Here is a 17,579-nt window from a genome sequence, read left to right on the forward strand (position 1 = left end):
GGACCATGAGCTACGTTATCGACCGACGCCTGAACGGCAAGAACAAGAGCACGGTCAACCGCCAGCGCTTTTTGCGGCGGTACCGCGAACACATCAAGAAGGCCGTCGAAGAGGCGGTAAGCCGCCGTTCCATCATGGACATGGAACATGGCGAGCAGATCAGCATTCCCGGTCGCGACATCGACGAACCGGTGCTACACCATGGTCGCGGCGGCAAACAGACCATCGTGCATCCTGGCAACAAGGAATTCACTGCAGGTGAACACATCCCAAGGCCGCAAGGCGGCGGGGGTGGCGGCGGGGGCCGTGGCAAGGCCGGTAATTCCGGCGAAGGCATGGACGAATTCGTCTTCCAGATCACTCAGGAAGAGTTTCTCGAATTCATGTTCGAAGACCTCGAACTGCCCAACCTGGTCAAGCGTCACCTGACAGGCACCGACACCTTCAAGACCGTGCGCGCCGGTATCGCCAATGAAGGTAACCCATCGCGCATCAATATCGTTCGTACCCTGCGCTCGGCCCATGCCCGGCGTATCGCCCTGACCGGAAGCAGCCGCGCACTGCTGCGCGAAGCACAAAAGGAACTCGCCCGCCTGCGGGTCGAAGAACCGGACAATTTCACCGATATCCAGGAAGTCGAACAGGAAATCGAACGCTTGAAGGCGCGCATCAACCGCCTGCCCTTCCTCGATACCTTCGACCTCAAGTACAACCTGCTGGTCAAGCAGCCCAATCCCAGCTCGAAGGCGGTGATGTTCTGCCTGATGGACGTGTCCGGCTCGATGACCCAGGCCACCAAGGACATCGCCAAGCGCTTCTTCATCCTGCTGTACCTGTTCCTCAAGCGTAACTACGACCGCATCGAAGTGGTGTTCATCCGCCACCACACCAGCGCCCGGGAAGTCGACGAGGAAGAGTTCTTCTACTCGCGGGAAACAGGCGGCACCATCGTTTCCAGCGCACTCAAGCTGATGCAGGAGATCATGGCTGAACGCTACCCGGCCAGCGACTGGAACATCTATGCCGCGCAGGCCTCCGACGGCGATAACTGGAACGACGACTCGCCCATCTGCCGCGAGATCCTCTCCAAGCAGATCATGCCGCATGTGCAGTACTACACTTACGTCGAGATCACCCCCCGTGAGCACCAGGCGCTGTGGTATGAATACGAACGCATCGGTGAAGCCTACCCCGATACGTTCGCTCAGCAGCAGCTGGTATCGGCCGGCGACATCTACCCGGTCTTCCGTGAACTCTTCCAGCGCAGGTTAGCCACATGACCGCCAGAGCACAGAGACGCCAACCCATTTCCACCGGGTCCGAGTGGACGTTCGAGCTGATCCAGACCTACGATCGGGAAATCAGCCGCCTGGCCGAGCGTTACGCCCTGGACACCTACCCCAACCAGATCGAGGTGATCACGGCCGAGCAGATGATGGACGCCTACGCCTCGGTCGGCATGCCGCTGGGCTATCACCATTGGTCCTACGGCAAACAGTTCCTCAGCACAGAAAAGTCGTACAGCCGTGGCCAGATGGGCCTGGCCTACGAGATCGTGATCAACTCCGACCCGTGTATCGCTTACCTGATGGAAGAAAACACCATGTGCATGCAGGCACTGGTAATCGCCCATGCCTGCTACGGCCATAACAGTTTCTTCAAAGGCAATTACCTGTTCCGCACCTGGACTGACGCCAGTTCGATCATCGACTACCTGGTGTTCGCCAAGCAGTACATCGCCCAGTGCGAAGAGCGTCATGGCATTGATGCAGTTGAAGACCTGATCGACTCCTGCCATGCCCTGATGAACTACGGCGTCGACCGCTACAAGCGGCCCTACCCCATTTCTGCCGAGGAAGAGCGGCGTCGACAACAGGAGCGCGAGGAGCACCTGCAGCGCCAGATCAATGACCTGTGGCGCACCATTCCGAAAAGCGCGGATAAGGGTAACGACCGCGATGACGGGCGCTTCCCCGCCGAACCTCAGGAAAACATCCTGTATTTCATCGAGAAAAACGCCCCGCTGCTTGAACCCTGGCAGCGCGAAGTGGTGCGCATCGTGCGCAAGATTGCCCAGTACTTCTACCCACAGCGCCAGACCCAGGTAATGAACGAAGGCTGGGCGACGTTCTGGCACTACACCCTGATGAACGACCTGTACGACGAGGGGTTGATTACCGAAGGCTTCATGATGGAGTTCTTGCAGTCGCACACCAGCGTGGTGTTCCAGCCTGGCTTCGACAGCCCGTACTACAGCGGCATCAACCCGTACGCACTGGGCTTTGCGATGTACACCGACATCCGCCGCATGTGCGAAAATCCGACCGAGGAAGATCGCCGCTGGTTCCCCGACATTGCCGGCAGTGACTGGCTTTCTACCATCAAGTTCGCCATGAGCAGTTTCAAGGACGAAAGCTTCATCCTGCAGTACCTGTCGCCTAAAGTGATGCGCGACCTCAAGCTGTTCAGCATCCTTGATGACGACCAGCGCGACGACCTGCTGGTGCCCGCGATTCACGATGAAGCCGGGTATCGGGTGATTCGTGAGCAACTGGCGGCACAGTACAACTTGGGTAACCGTGAACCGAACGTGCAGATCTGGAGCGTCGACCGCCGTGGCGACCGCTCGCTGACCCTGCGCCACCAGCAGCACAACCGCAAACCGCTGGGCGACTCGACCGATGAAGTGCTCAAGCACCTGCACCGCCTGTGGGGATTCGATATCCACCTGGAAACGGTGCAAGGTGAGCAGGTGATGAAGACCCATCACATGCCGCCACGTGGCGAGCACGGCGAAAGCGCGGACTACGGTCGCATGGACCTGGCGGTCATCCACCACCTCTAGTGCAACGCCTTGACGGCCGACAGGTTATCCTGTCGGCCGTTATGGAGAGCTGCACATGCACATCTACAAAGTCGGCGGCGCTGTGCGCGACCGCCTGCTCGGCCGCCCGGTCAGCGATATCGACTGGCTGGTGGTGGGCGCCACCGTCGAAGAAATGCTCGCCAAAGGCTATCGGCCGGTCGGCGCCGATTTCCCGGTATTCCTGCACCCGAAAACCGGCGAGGAATACGCGCTGGCGCGCACCGAGCGCAAGAGCGGGCGCGGCTATGGCGGTTTCACCTTTCACGCCAGCCCTGACGTGACCCTGGAAGAAGACCTGATCCGCCGCGACCTCACCATCAATGCGATGGCCGAGGATGAGGCGGGCACGGTGTACGACCCTTACCACGGCAAGGACGATCTCGATCAACGACTTTTACGCCACGTTTCCCCGGCGTTTGCCGAAGATCCTTTGCGTGTGCTACGCGTTGCCCGCTTTGCTGCCCGCTATGCACCACTGGGTTTCCGGGTTGCCGACGAAACCCTGGAGCTGATGCGTCAGATCAGTGCCTCTGGCGAGCTGCAGGCCTTGACTGCCGAACGTAGCTGGAAGGAAATCGAGCGGGCGCTAATGGAAGCCCAACCGCAGGTGTTCTTCCAGGTGCTGCGCGCGTGCGATGCCCTACAGGAGCTACTGCCTGAGCTTCTAGACGATTCCCAGGCCCTGGCGGCGCTGGAGCAAGCAGCTTTGCACAAGCAGCCACTGCACATACGCTGGGCCTGCCTGCTGCATGGGCTGGAACCAGCATCGATAAAAGCCGTCAACCAGCGCCTCAAGGCCCCGCGGGAATGCCAGGAATTGGCACTGCTGACAGGGGAATGCCTGGCACAGGGCAATCATGCGCTGGATTTACCTGCTGCGGCACTGCTGGAGCTGTTGCAAAAGTTCGATGTGTATCGGCGACCGCAGCGGTTCGAGGACTTCATTGCCGCGTGCGAGATGGTGGCGCAGGGTGATGGCAAGGAGGGTTATCCACAGGCAGCTTATCTGCGGGGTGCATCCACCGCAGCGCGAGCGGTGGATGTGAAGCCCTTGGTGCAGGCCGGGCTGACGGGCCAGGCACTGGGCGAGGCCCTAAAGGCTGAGCGATTGAAGGCGATTGAAGCCTACATCGGTGTTGCAGAAGGGTGATTTTTCGGCTGTCTGTACTGGCCCTTTCGCGGCCAAAGCCGCTCCTACAGGGACCGCGCTTGCTCGGCATCCCGCGATCCCTGTAGGAGCGGCTTTGGCCGCGAAAGGGCCGGTACAGACTTATGCCGGTGTCAACTGCAATCCACGCCACTCAAAGGCGACCGGCGCCAACACCTGATCGATCTGCGCCTCTTGCCACAACTGCGCCATGGTCTTGCCCGCCCCCGGATGCACCAGCTCAGGCGCCAGCAACGACAACGGCCACAGCACAAACGCGTTCTTCAGGATCTCGGCCCTGGGCAGCACCAGCCCATCGAACGTACCGTGCAAATCGTCATACATCAGCACGTCGATATCCAGCGGCAACCCTTTGCGGTCCGGCGCGTATCGGCCGTTGTCGGCCTCGATGAACTTCAGCCGGCGGTCCAGCTCGATCAAGGGCAACGCGGTTTGCCCGGTCACCACAAAGTTGATGAATGGCCCGCTCTTGATCCCCACCGCCTGGCTTTCGAACGCCGGTGAGCAGCGCATGTCAGTCAGAATACCGGCCAGCGCATCGAGCCCGGCGCACAAGTGCGCCTCGCGGTCGATGTTGCTGCCAAGGCCCAGGTAAACCGTGCTCAGAGACATCCGCGCTCGATCTCCACGCCTACACCACCACGGGCCGCCGGCACCGCCCCCGGCTTGGTCAGTTTCAACCGCACCCACGGGATCTGGAACTCTTCCATCAAAGTGGCCACCAGGCGCTCGGCAAAGGTTTCCACCAACTCGAAACGTGCCTGCTCGGCAAACGCCTGGACGCGCGCCGACACGCTGGCATAGTCCAGCGCCAGGCTCAGGTCGTCACCCGCCGCCGCCGGGCGGTTGTCCCAGGCGAAGCTCAGGTCCAGGCGCAAGCACTGGCGAATATCCCGCTCCCAGTCATAGGCACCGATGACGGTATCGACTTCCAGGCCTTCGATGAACACTCTGTCCAAGCACTTCTCTCCACAGCACGACAAGGGCGACTGGCGCCGTTAGAATCAGGGCGTCCTCGCCCGGAATAGTTAGCATGTTTTGGTTACTGGCGTTGCTCGCCTACCTGCTCGGCTCGCTGTCCTTCGCCATTGTCCTAAGCCGCCTTTCGGGCAGCCCGGACCCGCGTTCCAGCGGCTCAGGCAATGCCGGCGCCACCAACATGCTACGCCTGGCAGGCCGTAAACTGGCGATCCTGACCCTGCTCGGCGACCTGTGCAAGGGCCTTTTGCCGGTATTGCTTGCCCGCTTTGCCGGGCTGGACCTGCACGCGCAAGCCTGGGTAGGCGTGTGTGCGGTGCTGGGCCACCTGTTCCCGCTGTATTTCTGCTTCCGCGGTGGCAAAGGCGTAGCCACCGCCGCCGGCATGCTCATGGGCCTGTACTTCCCGGCCGCGCTGCTGGCCATAGGCGCCTGGCTACTGACGTTCTACCTTACCCGTACCAGCTCGCTGGCGGCGCTGATTGCCACGCCATTGACCTTGCCATTGCTGGCCTGGCGCGAGCCGGAAGCCCTGCTACCGATCACCGTGCTGACGGTGATGATCGTGTGGCGCCACCGCAGCAACCTACGCGACCTGTTTGCCGGGCGCGAACGGCACTTCTGAAACCTACAGCGGCGGCAACTGTTCCATCGGCCAGCGTGCCTGCACGCTGATGGCCAGGTCCTGCTGCTGCCCGGCCAACAGGCGCTGGCAGCCGGCGTAAGCGATCATCGCGCCATTGTCGGTACAAAACTGTGGCCGCGCGTAGTACACGTTGCCCTTGATGCTGCCGAGCATGTCCTCGAGGGACGCCCGCAACGCCTTGTTGGCACTCACGCCACCGGCGATGACCAGGCGCTTGAGGCCAGCCTGCTTGAGCGCCCGCTTGCACTTGATGGTCAAAGTCTCCACCACCGCCTGCTGGAATGCCAGGGACACGTCGCAACGGGTTTGCTCACCGTCGTCGCCAGCATCCTTGCATTGCTGCCAGGTGTTGAGGGCGAAGGTTTTCAAGCCGCTGAAGCTGAACTCCAGGCCCGGGCGATCAGTCATCGGCCGTGGGAAAACGAAACGCCCAGGCACACCCTTTTCAGCAAGGCGCGCGATTTCCGGGCCACCAGGGTAGTTGAGACCGATCAGCTTGGCGGTCTTGTCGAACGCTTCACCGGCAGCGTCATCCAGGCTCTCGCCCAGCAGTTCGTACTGGCCGATACCATCGACCCGAACCAACTGGGTATGCCCGCCGGAAACCAACAAAGCGACGAACGGAAACTCCGGTGGGTTTTCTTCCAGCATGGGCGCCAGCAAGTGGCCTTCCATGTGGTGTACGCCAATTGCCGGAATGTCCCAGGCAAAGGCCAGTGCCTGGGCGCAGGAGGCACCCACCAGCAAAGCACCGACCAGGCCAGGGCCTGCGGTGTAAGCGATGGCGTCGATCTCGGTGGCGACACAGCCGGCCTCGTCCAGCACCTGGCGGATGAGCGGCAGCATGCGCTTGACGTGGTCACGCGAGGCAAGCTCGGGCACCACACCGCCAAACACGCGGTGCAGGTCGATCTGGCTGAACAGTGCGTCGGCCAACAAACCGCGTTCACTGTCGTATAATGCGACACCAGTTTCGTCGCAGGATGTTTCCAATCCCAGTACTAGCATGGGTTCGTCCCTTGTGGGGGCTGAATTCGAAGCCGCGCATGATAGTCCCCGTGTCGGATGCCGACCAGCGGTTTTCGATCAGAGGCTTTGCATTCCGGCTTGCTAAGGGTTAACATCCGCAACCCTTGAAAACCGACGTTCTCCAGCACACCTTTGTTTTGCCAGGAGCACGTCTACCCCGGTAATGAATTAAGGTAGCCCTGGATGCCAGCCGTCAAAGTTAAAGAGAACGAACCCTTCGACGTAGCTCTGCGTCGTTTCAAGCGCTCCTGCGAAAAAGCCGGTGTACTGGCTGAAGTTCGTAGCCGCGAGTTTTACGAGAAGCCGACCGCAGAGCGTAAGCGCAAAGCAGCTGCCGCTGTTAAGCGTCACGCCAAGAAAGTTCAGCGCGAACAGCGCCGCGCCGTTCGTCTGTACTAATACAGGCGTTCAACGCAAAGCTTCTGCCCTGCCCGGCTAACCGCCGGGCGATGGCAGTGGTCGTTTCAAACTTGAGCAGCTAGCTCAAGGCCCTGCACAAGCGTCATGCGAACTGCACATGGGCAACCTGCCTGAAACGTCAGAGCTGGTCTTCCTTGTTGTATGACCAGACGTGCACGTCCGACTGACGGGCCCTCAAGGGCCGGCGACGAGCACACTCCCTCGCACTTCCCCAAGCAACACTCGCCCCATTCGGCGCGTGAGCGATTAGACTTGCCAGTTGCCAGATGACGAGACTGCCATGGCCGGGCTGATTCCCCAGAGCTTCATTGACGACCTGATCAACCGCCTCGACATCGTCGACGTGGTGAGTTCGCGCGTCCAGCTGAAAAAAACCGGCAAGAACTACTCCGCCTGCTGCCCGTTCCACAAGGAGAAAACCCCCTCCTTCACGGTCAGCCCCGACAAGCAGTTCTACTACTGCTTCGGCTGCGGCGCCGGCGGCAACGCCCTGGGCTTCGTCATGGACCACGACAATCTGGACTTCCCCCAGGCCGTCGAGGAACTGGCCCGCGCAGCCGGCATGGAAGTGCCCCGCGAACAGGGCCGCCGCGACCACAAGCCGCGCCAGCCCACCGACTCGCCACTGTACCCGCTACTGGATGCCGCCTCGGAGTTCTACCGCCAGGCCCTGCGCAGCCACCCGACCCGCAAGGCGGCGGTGGACTACCTCAAAGGCCGCGGCCTGTCCGGGGAAATTGCCCGCGACTTCGGCCTGGGCTTTGCCCCGCCAGGCTGGGACAACCTGCTCAAGCACCTGGGTGCCGACACCCTGCAGCAGAAAGTGATGATCGACGCCGGCCTGCTGATCGAGAACGCCGAAAGCGGCAAGCGTTACGACCGCTTCCGCGACCGGGTGATGTTCCCGATCCGCGACAGCCGTGGGCGCATCATCGCCTTCGGCGGCCGGGTGCTCGGCGACGACAAACCCAAGTACCTGAATTCCCCGGAAACCCCGGTGTTCCACAAGGGCCAGGAACTGTACGGGCTGTACGAGGCGCGCAAGCACAACCGCAACCTCGACGAAATCATCGTCGTCGAGGGCTACATGGACGTCATCGCCCTGGCCCAGCAAGGCTTGCGCAATGCCGTGGCCACCTTGGGCACCGCCACCAGCGAAGAGCACCTCAAGCGGCTGTTCCGCGTGGTGCCCAGCGTGCTGTTCTGCTTCGACGGCGACCAGGCCGGGCGCAAGGCCGCCTGGCGTGCGCTGGAGTCGACCCTCTCGAACCTGCAGGACGGCCGCCGCGCGCGCTTCCTGTTCCTGCCCGAAGGCGAAGACCCGGATAGCCTGGTGCGCGCCGAAGGCACCGATGCCTTCAAGGCCCGTATCAACCAGCACGCCCAGCCACTGGCTGACTACTTCTTCGAGCAGCTGAGTGTCGAAGCCGACCCTCGCTCACTGGAAGGCAAGGCGCACATGGCGACCCTGGCCGCACCGTTGATCGAAAAGATCCCTGGCGCCAACCTGCGCCAGTTGATGCGCAACCGTCTGAAGGAAATCACCGGCCTCGACCCGCAGCAGGTCGAGCAACTGGCGCAACAGGCACCCGCGGCCAACAGCGTGCCGGACTACGACCCTGGCTACGACTACGACGCCATGGCCAGCTACACCCCCGACTTCGGCGACATGCCGCAGCACGACTACGCCCCTGTTCATCAGGGACAGCAGTGGAAGCCGAACAAGGGCGGCGGCAAGAAGCAATGGAGCGACAAGCCTTGGGACAAGAACCGCAAAGGCGGCAAACCCTGGCAGCAACGCGACGAAGCGCCACCGCGCGTACCGGCCCCGGTCGAGCCACCTACCCTGGCGGCCTTGCGCACCCTGCTGCACCACCCGCTGCTGGCCGGCAAGGTGGAAGACGCCAGCCATTTTGCCGACGAAGAACACCTGTACAGCCAGCTGCTGGTGGCGCTGATCGAAGCCGCGCAGAAAAATCCTGGGCTAAGCTCAATGCAGCTGATCGCACGTTGGCACGGCACCGAACAGGGCCGGCTGCTGCGGGCGCTGGCAGAAAAGGAATGGTTGATCGTGGCCGACAACCTTGAACAACAGTTTTTCGACACTATAACTAGCTTGTCCGCCCGCCAACGCGAGCGCAGCCTGGAACAACTGCTCAGGAAATCACGTCAAAGCGAATTGACCAGCGAGGAAAAAACCCAGCTCCTCGCCCTGCTGAGCCGGAATGTTCCCGCACAAACGCCGACCTCATCTGGCGCGTGAGGCCCATGCTCGGGTATAATCCTCGGCTTGTTTTTTGCCCGCCAAGACCTTCAGTGGATAGGGTGTTATGTCCGGAAAAGCGCAACAGCAGTCTCGTATCAAAGAGTTGATCACCCGCGGTCGTGAGCAGGGCTACCTGACTTACGCGGAGGTCAACGACCACCTGCCTGAGGATATTTCAGATCCGGAACAGGTGGAAGACATCATCCGCATGATCAACGACATGGGGATCAACGTATTCGAGAGTGCTCCGGATGCGGATGCCCTTCTGTTGGCGGAAGCCGACACCGACGAAGCCGCGGCCGAAGAAGCCGCTGCTGCGTTGGCGGCAGTTGAAACCGATATCGGCCGCACGACCGACCCAGTGCGCATGTACATGCGCGAAATGGGTACCGTCGAGCTGCTGACCCGCGAAGGCGAAATCGAAATCGCCAAGCGTATCGAGGAAGGCATCCGTGAGGTCATGGGCGCTATCGCCCACTTCCCGGGCACTGTCGACTACATTCTCGGCGAATATGACCGCGTCACCACCGAGGGTGGCCGTCTGTCGGACGTTCTCAGCGGTTACATCGACCCTGACGACAACATCGCAGCACCGACCGAAGAAGTGCCGATCCCTGGCACCAAGGCCGCCGCTGCGAAAGAAGAGTCCGACGACGAAGAAGAAGAGTCCGAAGGCGGTGACGACGAGGAAGAGGCCGAAAGCGGCCCGGACCCGGTTGTCGCAGCCCAGCGCTTCGGTGCGGTATCCGAGCAGCTTCAGGCGACCACCAAGGTCCTGAAGAAAAACGGTCGCACCCACAAGGAAAGCGTCGAGGCCCTGCAGGCACTGGCCGACCTGTTCATGCCGATCAAGCTGGTACCGAAGCAGTTCGAGGTACTGGTCGAGCGTGTACGTGATGCCCTGAACCGCCTGCGCCAGCAAGAACGCGCCATCATGCAGCTGTGCGTGCGTGACGCCCGCATGCCGCGTGCCGACTTCCTGCGCATGTTCCCAAGCAACGAAACCGACCAGACCTGGAGCGGTGACCTGGCCAAGCGCAACACCAAGTGGGCTGCTGCCCTGGGTGAAAAGGACGCCGCCATCGTTGCCTGCCAGCAGAAGCTGATCGACCTTGAGACCGAAACCGGCCTGACCGTTGCCGAGATCAAGGAAATCAACCGTCGCATGTCGATCGGTGAAGCCAAGGCCCGCCGCGCCAAGAAAGAAATGGTCGAGGCGAACTTGCGTCTGGTGATCTCCATCGCCAAGAAGTACACCAACCGTGGCCTGCAGTTCCTCGACCTGATCCAGGAAGGCAACATCGGCTTGATGAAAGCGGTGGACAAGTTCGAATACCGTCGCGGCTACAAGTTCTCGACCTACGCCACCTGGTGGATTCGTCAGGCGATCACCCGTTCGATCGCCGACCAGGCACGCACCATCCGTATTCCGGTGCACATGATCGAAACGATCAACAAGCTCAACCGTATTTCCCGCCAGATGCTGCAGGAAATGGGCCGTGAACCGACCCCGGAAGAGCTGGGCGAGCGCATGGAAATGCCTGAGGACAAGATCCGCAAGGTATTGAAGATCGCCAAAGAGCCGATCTCCATGGAAACCCCGATCGGTGACGACGAAGATTCGCACCTGGGCGACTTCATCGAGGACTCGACCATGCAGTCCCCGATCGACGTTGCCACGGTCGAAAGCCTCAAGGAAGCCACCCGCGACGTGCTCTCGGGCCTGACCGCACGCGAAGCCAAGGTGCTGCGCATGCGTTTCGGTATCGACATGAACACCGACCACACCCTCGAAGAGGTGGGCAAGCAGTTTGACGTAACGCGTGAGCGTATCCGTCAGATCGAAGCGAAGGCGTTGCGCAAACTGCGCCACCCGACTCGCAGCGAGCACCTGCGCTCCTTCCTCGACGAGTGAAGACAAACCCCGGCCCAGGCCGGGGTTTTTCTTTAGTGACCCGAAACATAAAGCCCGGCTTCCACTGCACATCTGCCGCAATGCCCGTCTACACTCGACTTCAGACCACCTGAATGCGAGGCTGCCATGTCCTTGAAGCCGGCCATTCTGTTGCTGCTCCTGATGCTGTGGAACACAACGGCCGGCGCCCTGACCCTGACAGACGAGGAAAAAGCCTGGCTGGCTGCCCACCCGCAGCTAAGCCTGGGTGTCGACGCCTCTTGGCCACCGTTCGAGTTTCGCGACCAGGAGGGCCGGTACCAGGGATTGGCCGCCGATTACATCGCCATGATCCAGCAACGTCTGGGTGTGACGCTAAAACCGGTCGAACCCAGTAGCTGGACCGAGGTATTGGCGCAGGCGCGCGAAAGCCGCATCGACCTGCTGCCCGGCATCATGTCTACCCCTGAACGCCAGGGCTACCTGGCTTTCACCCGCCCATACCTCGACTTTCCCATTGTCATCCTTGCCCACAAAGGCGGCGCACAGCCGCGCAAACTGGAGGACCTGTACGGCCTGAAAATCGCTGTGGTCGAAAACTACGCCCCCCACGAGTTGCTGCGCACCCACCACCCGGACCTCAACCTGGTCGCACTGCCCAATGTAAGCTCCACGCTGCAGGCCTTGGCCACCGATCAGGTAGATGCCGTCGTCGGCGACCTCGCTTCCAGCATCTGGAGCCTGCGCCAGCTCAAGCTTGACGGCCTCTACGTCAGCGGCGAAACGCCCTATCGCTACCAACTGGCGATGGCCGTCCCCCGCAGCAACCACGTACTGGTCGGTATTCTCGACAAAGTGATGGCCGACATGAGCAGCAGCGAAGTCAGCCAGATACAACAGCGCTGGGTAGGCAATGTGGTCGACCAGCGGATGTTCTGGTCCGACCTGCTGGTGTATGGCCTGCCAACGGTGTTGTTGCTGATGGCCGTACTGGCCGTGGTGATCCGCATCAACCGCCGCCTCAGTTCGGAAATTTCACGGCGCATTGCCTTGGAGCAGGAGCTGCGCAGCAGCGAATACCACTACCGCGGCTTGATAGAAAGCCTGTCGGCCATCGCCTGGGAAGCCGATGCCAACGACTTCACCTACAGCTACGTTTCGCCGCATGCCGAAGACCTGCTCGGCTACCCCCTGAATGACTGGCTCAAGCCTGGCTTCTGGCGCAGCATTCTGCACCCGGAAGACGCCCTCTGGGCCCAGGCCTACTGCGACAGCGAAACTGCAGCCGGGCGCGACCACAGCCTGGATTACCGGGTAATCCGGGCCGACGGACAACCCCTCTGGGTCCGCAACATCGTCAGCATGATCAAACACGGCCACCAACCGGTGATGCGCGGGCTGATGATCGACATCAGCGAAACCAAGCGCACCGAAGATGCCCTGCGTTTGTCCGAGCAGAAGTTCGCCTCGGTGTTCCAGCAGTGCCCCGATATTTTGCTAATCGCCCGTCACAGTGACGGTTGCCTGTTGGAGGTGAACGAAGCTTTCGAAGAACAGATCGGCCTGACCCCAGGCCAGGTGATTGGCCGTACCGCCACCGACCTCAACCTGTGGGGTGTCGAAGGCAGCGGCCCGCGGGTGCTCGAACGCCTGCACCAGGGCGGTATCCGTAACCTTGAAATGAGCTTCCGCCGCAGCAACGGCCAACTGTTCACCGGCCTGACCTCGGCCGAAACTTTCGAGCTCGACGGCACCCCGGCGCTGGTGGTGGCAGTACGCGATATCAGCCAGCTCAAGGAAACCCAGGAACAGCTGCAAACCTCGGAAGAGAAGTTCGCCAAAGCTTTCCACGCCTCGCCCGACGGCCTGTTACTGTCGCGCCAGAGCGACGGTTTGCTGCTGGAGGTGAACGAGGGCTTCTGCCGCCTCACCGGCTATGACCTCAACCCAACCATCGACCAGACCTCGCTGGACCTGGGTATCTGGGTCGACCTCAACGAGCGCAAGCGCCTGGTCGACCAGCTCAACCGCGACGGCTTCGTGCGCGACTTCACCTGCCACATCCGCCGCAGTGACGGGCAGATCCGCCTCTGCGAGCTATCCGCCAGGCCCCTGCCGATTGCCGGCGTCGATTGCATGCTGACCATTGCCCGCGACATCACCGAACGCCATCTGATGCAGGAAAAGCTACAACTGGCGGCCACCGTGTTCGAAAACACCGCCGAAGGCGTGCTGATCACCGACATCGACCAACGCATCAGTGCCGTCAACCGCGCCTTCAGCGAAATCACCGGCTATAGCGAAATCGAAGCCCTTGGCCAAACCCCGCGCCTGCTCGCTTCCGGCCAACACGACAGCGCCTTCTACGCCGCCATGTGGCACCAGCTTACCGACGAAGGCCACTGGCAAGGCGAGATCTACAACAAGCGCAAGAACGGCGAACTGTACCCCGGCTGGCTGACCATCAGTGCGGTGCGCAACAACGAGCGCGAGATCACCCATTTCGTGGCCGTGTTTGCCGATATTTCCAGCCTCAAGCACGCCCAGGCCAAGCTCGACTACCAGGCCCACCACGACCCGCTGACCGGCCTGCCCAACCGTGCCCTGTTCGAGAACCGCCTGCAGGCCGTGCTTACCTGCGCGCAAGTATCAAACCGCCAGGGCGCGGTGCTGTTCCTCGACCTCGACCGCTTCAAGCACATCAACGACAGCCTGGGCCACCCGGTCGGCGACCTGCTGCTCAAAGGCATCGCTCAGCGCCTGAAGGAGCAGGTGCGTGACGTCGACACCGTGGCCCGCCTGGGCGGCGACGAGTTCATCATCCTGCTACCTGGCCTGCACAAGCCCAGTGACGCCAGCACCATCGCCAACAAGCTGCTGGCCTGCTTCGTCGCGCCGTTCCAGGCCGGTGAGCACGAGTTCTTCACCAGCGCCAGTATCGGCATCAGCCTGTACCCACAGGACGGCACTGATGTCGCGACACTGATCCGCAACGCCGACGCGGCCATGTACCGCTCCAAGGCCAAAGGCCGCAACCGCGTCGAAGCCTACACCCGCGACCTCACCGCTCAGGCCAGCGAGCGCATCGCCCTTGAGCACGAGCTGCGCCGCGCCGTCGAACGCAACGAAATGAGCCTGTGCTTCCAGCCCAAGCTCAGCCTCAAGACCCAAAGCCTGGTAGGCGCCGAGGCGCTGATCCGCTGGAGCCACCCCACCTTTGGTGAAGTACCGCCGGAGCACTTCATCCACCTGGCGGAAGAGAACGGCACCATTCTCCAGCTCGGCGACTGGGTGCTGGAGCAAGCCTGCCGGCAGATGCAGGCCTGGAAGCAACACTACGAACCGTTCGGCCCGCTGTCGATCAACCTCGCCGGCGCCCAGCTACGCCACCCACACCTGGCCCGACGCATCGAGCAACTGCTCAAGCAGCACCAGCTCAAGGCCGGCGACTTGCAGTTGGAAATCACCGAAAACTTCATCATGAGCCAGGCAGAAGAGGCCTTGGCCGTGCTGTACCAGCTGAAAAAACTGGGCGTGCAGTTGGCCATCGACGACTTTGGCACCGGCTACTCATCACTGAGCTATCTCAAGCGCCTGCCGCTGGACATCCTCAAGATCGACAAATCGTTCATCCGTGGCCTGCCTGACGACCCACACGACGCTGCCATCGCCCGTGCGATCATCGCCCTGGGCCGCAGCATGCAACTGGCGATCATTGCCGAGGGTGTTGAAAACCAGGCCCAGCAGCGTTTTCTGGCAGCCGAAGGGTGCGAGCAGATCCAGGGCTACATCGTCAGCCTGCCACTGCCACCCGAGGAATTTGCGGCCGCGTTTCTTCGCATAGCACTATCGGATCTTTCAGATGGCACAGGTGCGAAACCCTCGTTATAATCCGGCCACTTACTGAGGGCCTATAGCTCAGTTGGTTAGAGCAGAGGACTCATAATCCTTTGGTCCACGGTTCGAGTCCGTGTGGGCCCACCAGATATGAAAAAGCCGCGCAATTGCGCGGCTTTTTTGTGCCCGTTGTCTTTTTAGGTATCGCGCCCGTTTCTTCGAGGCATGTCCTGCCGCTGCGCTTACCACATCAGCCATCCGCAACGCTTCCCCCCCTTCATTGCCAGGGCGACTGTCCTAGGCACAGGCTTCTCGCCGCTTCGGTAGTAAGCCAGCAGGCGCCAGCTCAAACCCAGCTCCTGAGCTGCACGATCCAACGTCAACCCATGCTGGGCCATCCAGTTCCAGATAAGCTCATGCGAACACTCCCCTGCTTGTTCGACCGCGCGTACGCGCAGGTTGGCGGCAGCAAGCTCAAGATTGTCGTCACCTGCCCGGATGACCGTGTCGTTGCACTCACCCATTGCAGCCGTTGCGAATACCTTAGGGTCGGCAAGAGGAGCCAAAGATGCGTGTTCCGGATGATTTCATCCAGAGCCACAGTGAGTTGCTGCCTGTCCGCAAAGGTTAGTCGCAAGGTACTCGCGGGCGTAGCAACGACCTCGCTCAACTGAAAATGATTGGTGGTCATGGGTTCGGTTCCGAACTCCGCCTCATGAGCGGACCATTCTCGACCTTACAACGGCTAATACCGCAGGGATTAATCGTTAGATTTTGTGAGCCCTTACTCGCCTATCGGCCGCATCTCGACCTGCCTCTGGTTGTAGAAGACCATCCCAGTCGGAATATCCCGCATAACCAGCGACATCGCGCCAATCACCACGTCGTCACCAATAACGATGCGATCAGCAACGATGCAGCTGTTGGCACCCATGCTCACGTTGTCGCCAATGCGCAGCGCGTACTCCTCCAGCCCGAGCGTCTTGATGCCGATAGAGCAGTTCTGGCGAATGAAGAAATTGCGCCCGATGCTGACATGCCGGGTAATCACCACCCCCGGCAGGTGCGCGATGCGCAGGCCGGGCGCGATTTGTGCGCCGATGTCGATGTCCACCGCGTACTTGAGGTTGAGCCGTTGTTGCATGCGCCGAGCGTGACGCCGGGCCAGGCCGCCACGAGCATCGAGGTATTGGGCCAGGCGGTAGGCAAAGAGAAAGCGCAGTTTGTTGTCCCTGCGTGCGCGGCGCAGTACGTTGAACAGCAGGCTGATACGGCCTCCTGGCCTTTTCTTGTTGGAGACTTCCAGTCGCCAGCATTCGAGCAGGTTGTCGAGGTTCACGCTCAGGTTCTCGTTGGACTAGCGTTTCATCATGCCGAAGGCCCAGCCTTCAGGCCAGCGCGGTCGCTGTAGAAGCGGTCTTGCCCTGATTGGCAGTCGCTCGATAGGCTAGCAGGCCAACCGTAGAGACTCGCCATGTCGGATTCCCGCTCCATCACGCTGGATGAAATCGATCGCCAGCTGATCGCCCTGCTGCAAATCAACGCCCGCGAAAGCGTCGCCACCCTCGCCCGCCAGTTGGGTATCGCCCGCACCACCGTCAATTCGCGCCTGGAGCGGCTGGAGAAGAACAAGGTCATCTCCGGCTATGGCGTGCGCTTGGGCCAGCGGGTGCTGGGTGGCGGCTTGCAGGCCTATGTGGGGATCAAGGTGCAGCCGCGCTCCGGCAAGGAAGTGGTGCGGCGCTTGAGTGCCATGGGCCAAGTGCAGCAGCTGTGCGCAGTGAGCGGCGAGTTCGACTACGTGGCCTGGCTGCTTACGGATTCGCCTGAGCAACTGGACCAGTTGCTCGACCAGATCGGCAGTGTCGACGGGGTGGAGAAGACCACCACGTCGATCATTCTCAGTAGCAAGGTGGACCGGGGGCAGCCGCTCTGATCAATCAGGCCTCCTGGCCGTCGAGCAGCCCCTCCAGAATCGCCGAAAGGCTCTCGGCAGAATGCTGCATCGACCAGACGATGTCTCGGCTACGCTCGGGGGCGTGGTGCTGGGCGTAGTCAGTGACAATCTGGTTGAGGCCACGGGCCAGCAGGCAGGCGTGGACTAGAGCGTCGGCGGCGTCGATGCCAGGACGGATGGCAAATAACGGCGGGTGGCTGGGTTCGCAGTTGCAAAAGGGTTTTTCAGCGGTGGGTTGCAGTTTTACAGGTTGATCTGGCAAACGGTCAGTCATGGTATAGCCTCCAGATCACAGGGATGACTGGCGGCCAATCGCTTCCTTCTCACGGGAATTGGGTGGCAGCCATGCGCGAGGTGAGAACCGGCGAACTTGGAGGCGCATACCCGGCCAGGCAAAGCCTGCCCGCGCACAGCTGCCTTAGCAGTGCGCCTCTAGCTGCTCACACCCCGTCCAACGTGTACTTATGCCCGCCGGAGAGGCCGCGTGAGGCCCAGGTGCTTGCCTTGCAATTTACTGC

General features: G+C 61.3%; 14 protein-coding genes and 1 tRNA gene. 10 read left to right on the top strand and 5 right to left on the bottom strand.

Going from position 1 to position 17,579, the window contains the following annotated elements; genetic code table 11:
• Positions 1 to 5 precede the first annotated feature (5 nt).
• The 3 genes from PM2_RS24980 to PM2_RS24990 are packed head-to-tail and all read left to right on the top strand — an operon-like array spanning position 6 to position 4,016.
• A complete protein-coding gene (locus PM2_RS24980) occupies positions 6 to 1,280 on the top strand; it encodes a YeaH/YhbH family protein (RefSeq protein WP_016715765.1) in 1,275 nt (424 codons plus the stop codon).
• Entirely contained in the window at positions 1,277 to 2,845 is a 1,569-nt protein-coding gene (locus tag PM2_RS24985; protein WP_016715764.1) for a SpoVR family protein, read from the top strand. The genes PM2_RS24980 and PM2_RS24985 overlap by 4 nt, the downstream gene beginning before the upstream one ends.
• Before the next feature lie 55 nt (positions 2,846 to 2,900).
• Entirely contained in the window at positions 2,901 to 4,016 is a 1,116-nt protein-coding gene (locus PM2_RS24990; protein WP_016715763.1) for a multifunctional CCA addition/repair protein, read from the top strand.
• Positions 4,017 to 4,136: 120 nt separating this feature from the next.
• Here the strand turns inward: PM2_RS24990 and folK are convergent, their stop codons facing one another.
• Both folK and folB read right to left on the bottom strand, forming a co-directional pair.
• Complete coding sequence (gene folK, locus PM2_RS24995; protein ID WP_016715762.1) at positions 4,137 to 4,646, bottom strand: 2-amino-4-hydroxy-6-hydroxymethyldihydropteridine diphosphokinase; 510 nt, start codon at positions 4,644 to 4,646, stop codon at positions 4,137 to 4,139.
• Positions 4,637 to 4,993, bottom strand: a complete 357-nt coding sequence (gene folB / locus PM2_RS25000; protein ID WP_016715761.1) for a dihydroneopterin aldolase — start codon at positions 4,991 to 4,993, stop codon at positions 4,637 to 4,639. Before folB ends, folK begins: the two co-directional genes overlap by 10 nt.
• Positions 4,994 to 5,067: 74 nt before the next feature.
• Between folB and plsY the strand changes: the two genes are divergently transcribed.
• Positions 5,068 to 5,637: a glycerol-3-phosphate 1-O-acyltransferase PlsY gene (gene plsY, locus PM2_RS25005; RefSeq protein WP_016715760.1), complete on the top strand. Its 570-nt coding sequence runs from the start codon at positions 5,068 to 5,070 to the stop codon at positions 5,635 to 5,637.
• A gap of 3 nt (positions 5,638 to 5,640) precedes the next feature.
• On the opposite strand, the gene tsaD is transcribed toward plsY, so the two are convergent.
• Entirely contained in the window at positions 5,641 to 6,666 is a 1,026-nt protein-coding gene (tsaD, locus tag PM2_RS25010) for a tRNA (adenosine(37)-N6)-threonylcarbamoyltransferase complex transferase subunit TsaD (protein WP_016715759.1), read from the bottom strand.
• A gap of 204 nt (positions 6,667 to 6,870) precedes the next feature.
• Here tsaD and rpsU point away from each other — a divergent pair, with 204 nt between their 5' ends.
• From rpsU to PM2_RS25035, 5 genes are all read left to right on the top strand, one after another.
• Positions 6,871 to 7,086 carry a 30S ribosomal protein S21 gene (gene rpsU, locus PM2_RS25015; RefSeq protein ID WP_003255575.1) on the top strand — a complete coding sequence of 72 codons (216 nt, stop codon included), beginning with the start codon at positions 6,871 to 6,873 and terminating at the stop codon, positions 7,084 to 7,086.
• A 301-nt stretch (positions 7,087 to 7,387) separates the two neighbouring features.
• On the top strand, positions 7,388 to 9,370 hold the full coding sequence (gene dnaG / locus PM2_RS25020) for a DNA primase (protein WP_028699059.1): 1,983 nt from the start codon (positions 7,388 to 7,390) through the stop codon (positions 9,368 to 9,370).
• A 67-nt stretch (positions 9,371 to 9,437) separates the two neighbouring features.
• A complete protein-coding gene (gene rpoD, locus PM2_RS25025; protein WP_016715757.1) occupies positions 9,438 to 11,288 on the top strand; it encodes an RNA polymerase sigma factor RpoD in 1,851 nt (616 codons plus the stop codon).
• 126 nt (positions 11,289 to 11,414) lie between these two features.
• Positions 11,415 to 15,158 carry a bifunctional diguanylate cyclase/phosphodiesterase gene (locus PM2_RS25030; RefSeq protein ID WP_027610116.1) on the top strand — a complete coding sequence of 1,248 codons (3,744 nt, stop codon included), beginning with the start codon at positions 11,415 to 11,417 and terminating at the stop codon, positions 15,156 to 15,158.
• A 16-nt stretch (positions 15,159 to 15,174) separates the two neighbouring features.
• Positions 15,175 to 15,251: transfer RNA gene (locus PM2_RS25035), tRNA-Ile, on the top strand.
• A 637-nt stretch (positions 15,252 to 15,888) separates the two neighbouring features.
• On the opposite strand, the gene PM2_RS25045 is transcribed toward PM2_RS25035, so the two are convergent.
• Positions 15,889 to 16,443, bottom strand: coding sequence for a serine acetyltransferase (locus tag PM2_RS25045; protein WP_028699060.1), 555 nt, complete (start codon positions 16,441 to 16,443; stop codon positions 15,889 to 15,891).
• Between the two features lie 135 nt (positions 16,444 to 16,578).
• Between PM2_RS25045 and PM2_RS25050 the strand changes: the two genes are divergently transcribed.
• On the top strand, positions 16,579 to 17,040 hold the full coding sequence (locus PM2_RS25050; RefSeq protein ID WP_016484597.1) for an Lrp/AsnC family transcriptional regulator: 462 nt from the start codon (positions 16,579 to 16,581) through the stop codon (positions 17,038 to 17,040).
• Positions 17,041 to 17,044: 4 nt separating this feature from the next.
• On the opposite strand, the gene PM2_RS25055 is transcribed toward PM2_RS25050, so the two are convergent.
• Positions 17,045 to 17,335 carry a hypothetical protein gene (locus PM2_RS25055; protein ID WP_028699061.1) on the bottom strand — a complete coding sequence of 97 codons (291 nt, stop codon included), beginning with the start codon at positions 17,333 to 17,335 and terminating at the stop codon, positions 17,045 to 17,047.
• Positions 17,336 to 17,579: the final 244 nt, after the last annotated feature.

The sequence above is a fragment of the Pseudomonas monteilii NBRC 103158 = DSM 14164 genome, assembly GCF_000730605.1.
Lineage (GTDB): Bacteria > Pseudomonadota > Gammaproteobacteria > Pseudomonadales > Pseudomonadaceae > Aquipseudomonas > Aquipseudomonas monteilii.

Bases quoted from the DNA above. Each gene is read 5' to 3' on its own strand.
- PM2_RS24980 (WP_016715765.1), top strand. From the start codon at position 6: ATGAGCTACGTTATCGACCGACGCCTGAACGGCAAGAACAAGAGCACG.
- PM2_RS24985 (WP_016715764.1), top strand. From the start codon at position 1,277: ATGACCGCCAGAGCACAGAGACGCCAACCCATTTCCACCGGGTCCGAG.
- PM2_RS24990 (WP_016715763.1), top strand. From the start codon at position 2,901: ATGCACATCTACAAAGTCGGCGGCGCTGTGCGCGACCGCCTGCTCGGC.
- folK (WP_016715762.1), bottom strand. From the start codon at position 4,646: ATGTCTCTGAGCACGGTTTACCTGGGCCTTGGCAGCAACATCGACCGC.
- plsY (WP_016715760.1), top strand. From the start codon at position 5,068: ATGTTTTGGTTACTGGCGTTGCTCGCCTACCTGCTCGGCTCGCTGTCC.
- tsaD (WP_016715759.1), bottom strand. From the start codon at position 6,666: ATGCTAGTACTGGGATTGGAAACATCCTGCGACGAAACTGGTGTCGCA.
- rpsU (WP_003255575.1), top strand. From the start codon at position 6,871: ATGCCAGCCGTCAAAGTTAAAGAGAACGAACCCTTCGACGTAGCTCTG.
- dnaG (WP_028699059.1), top strand. From the start codon at position 7,388: ATGGCCGGGCTGATTCCCCAGAGCTTCATTGACGACCTGATCAACCGC.
- rpoD (WP_016715757.1), top strand. From the start codon at position 9,438: ATGTCCGGAAAAGCGCAACAGCAGTCTCGTATCAAAGAGTTGATCACC.
- PM2_RS25030 (WP_027610116.1), top strand. From the start codon at position 11,415: ATGTCCTTGAAGCCGGCCATTCTGTTGCTGCTCCTGATGCTGTGGAAC.
- PM2_RS25050 (WP_016484597.1), top strand. From the start codon at position 16,579: ATGTCGGATTCCCGCTCCATCACGCTGGATGAAATCGATCGCCAGCTG.
- PM2_RS25055 (WP_028699061.1), bottom strand. From the start codon at position 17,335: ATGACTGACCGTTTGCCAGATCAACCTGTAAAACTGCAACCCACCGCT.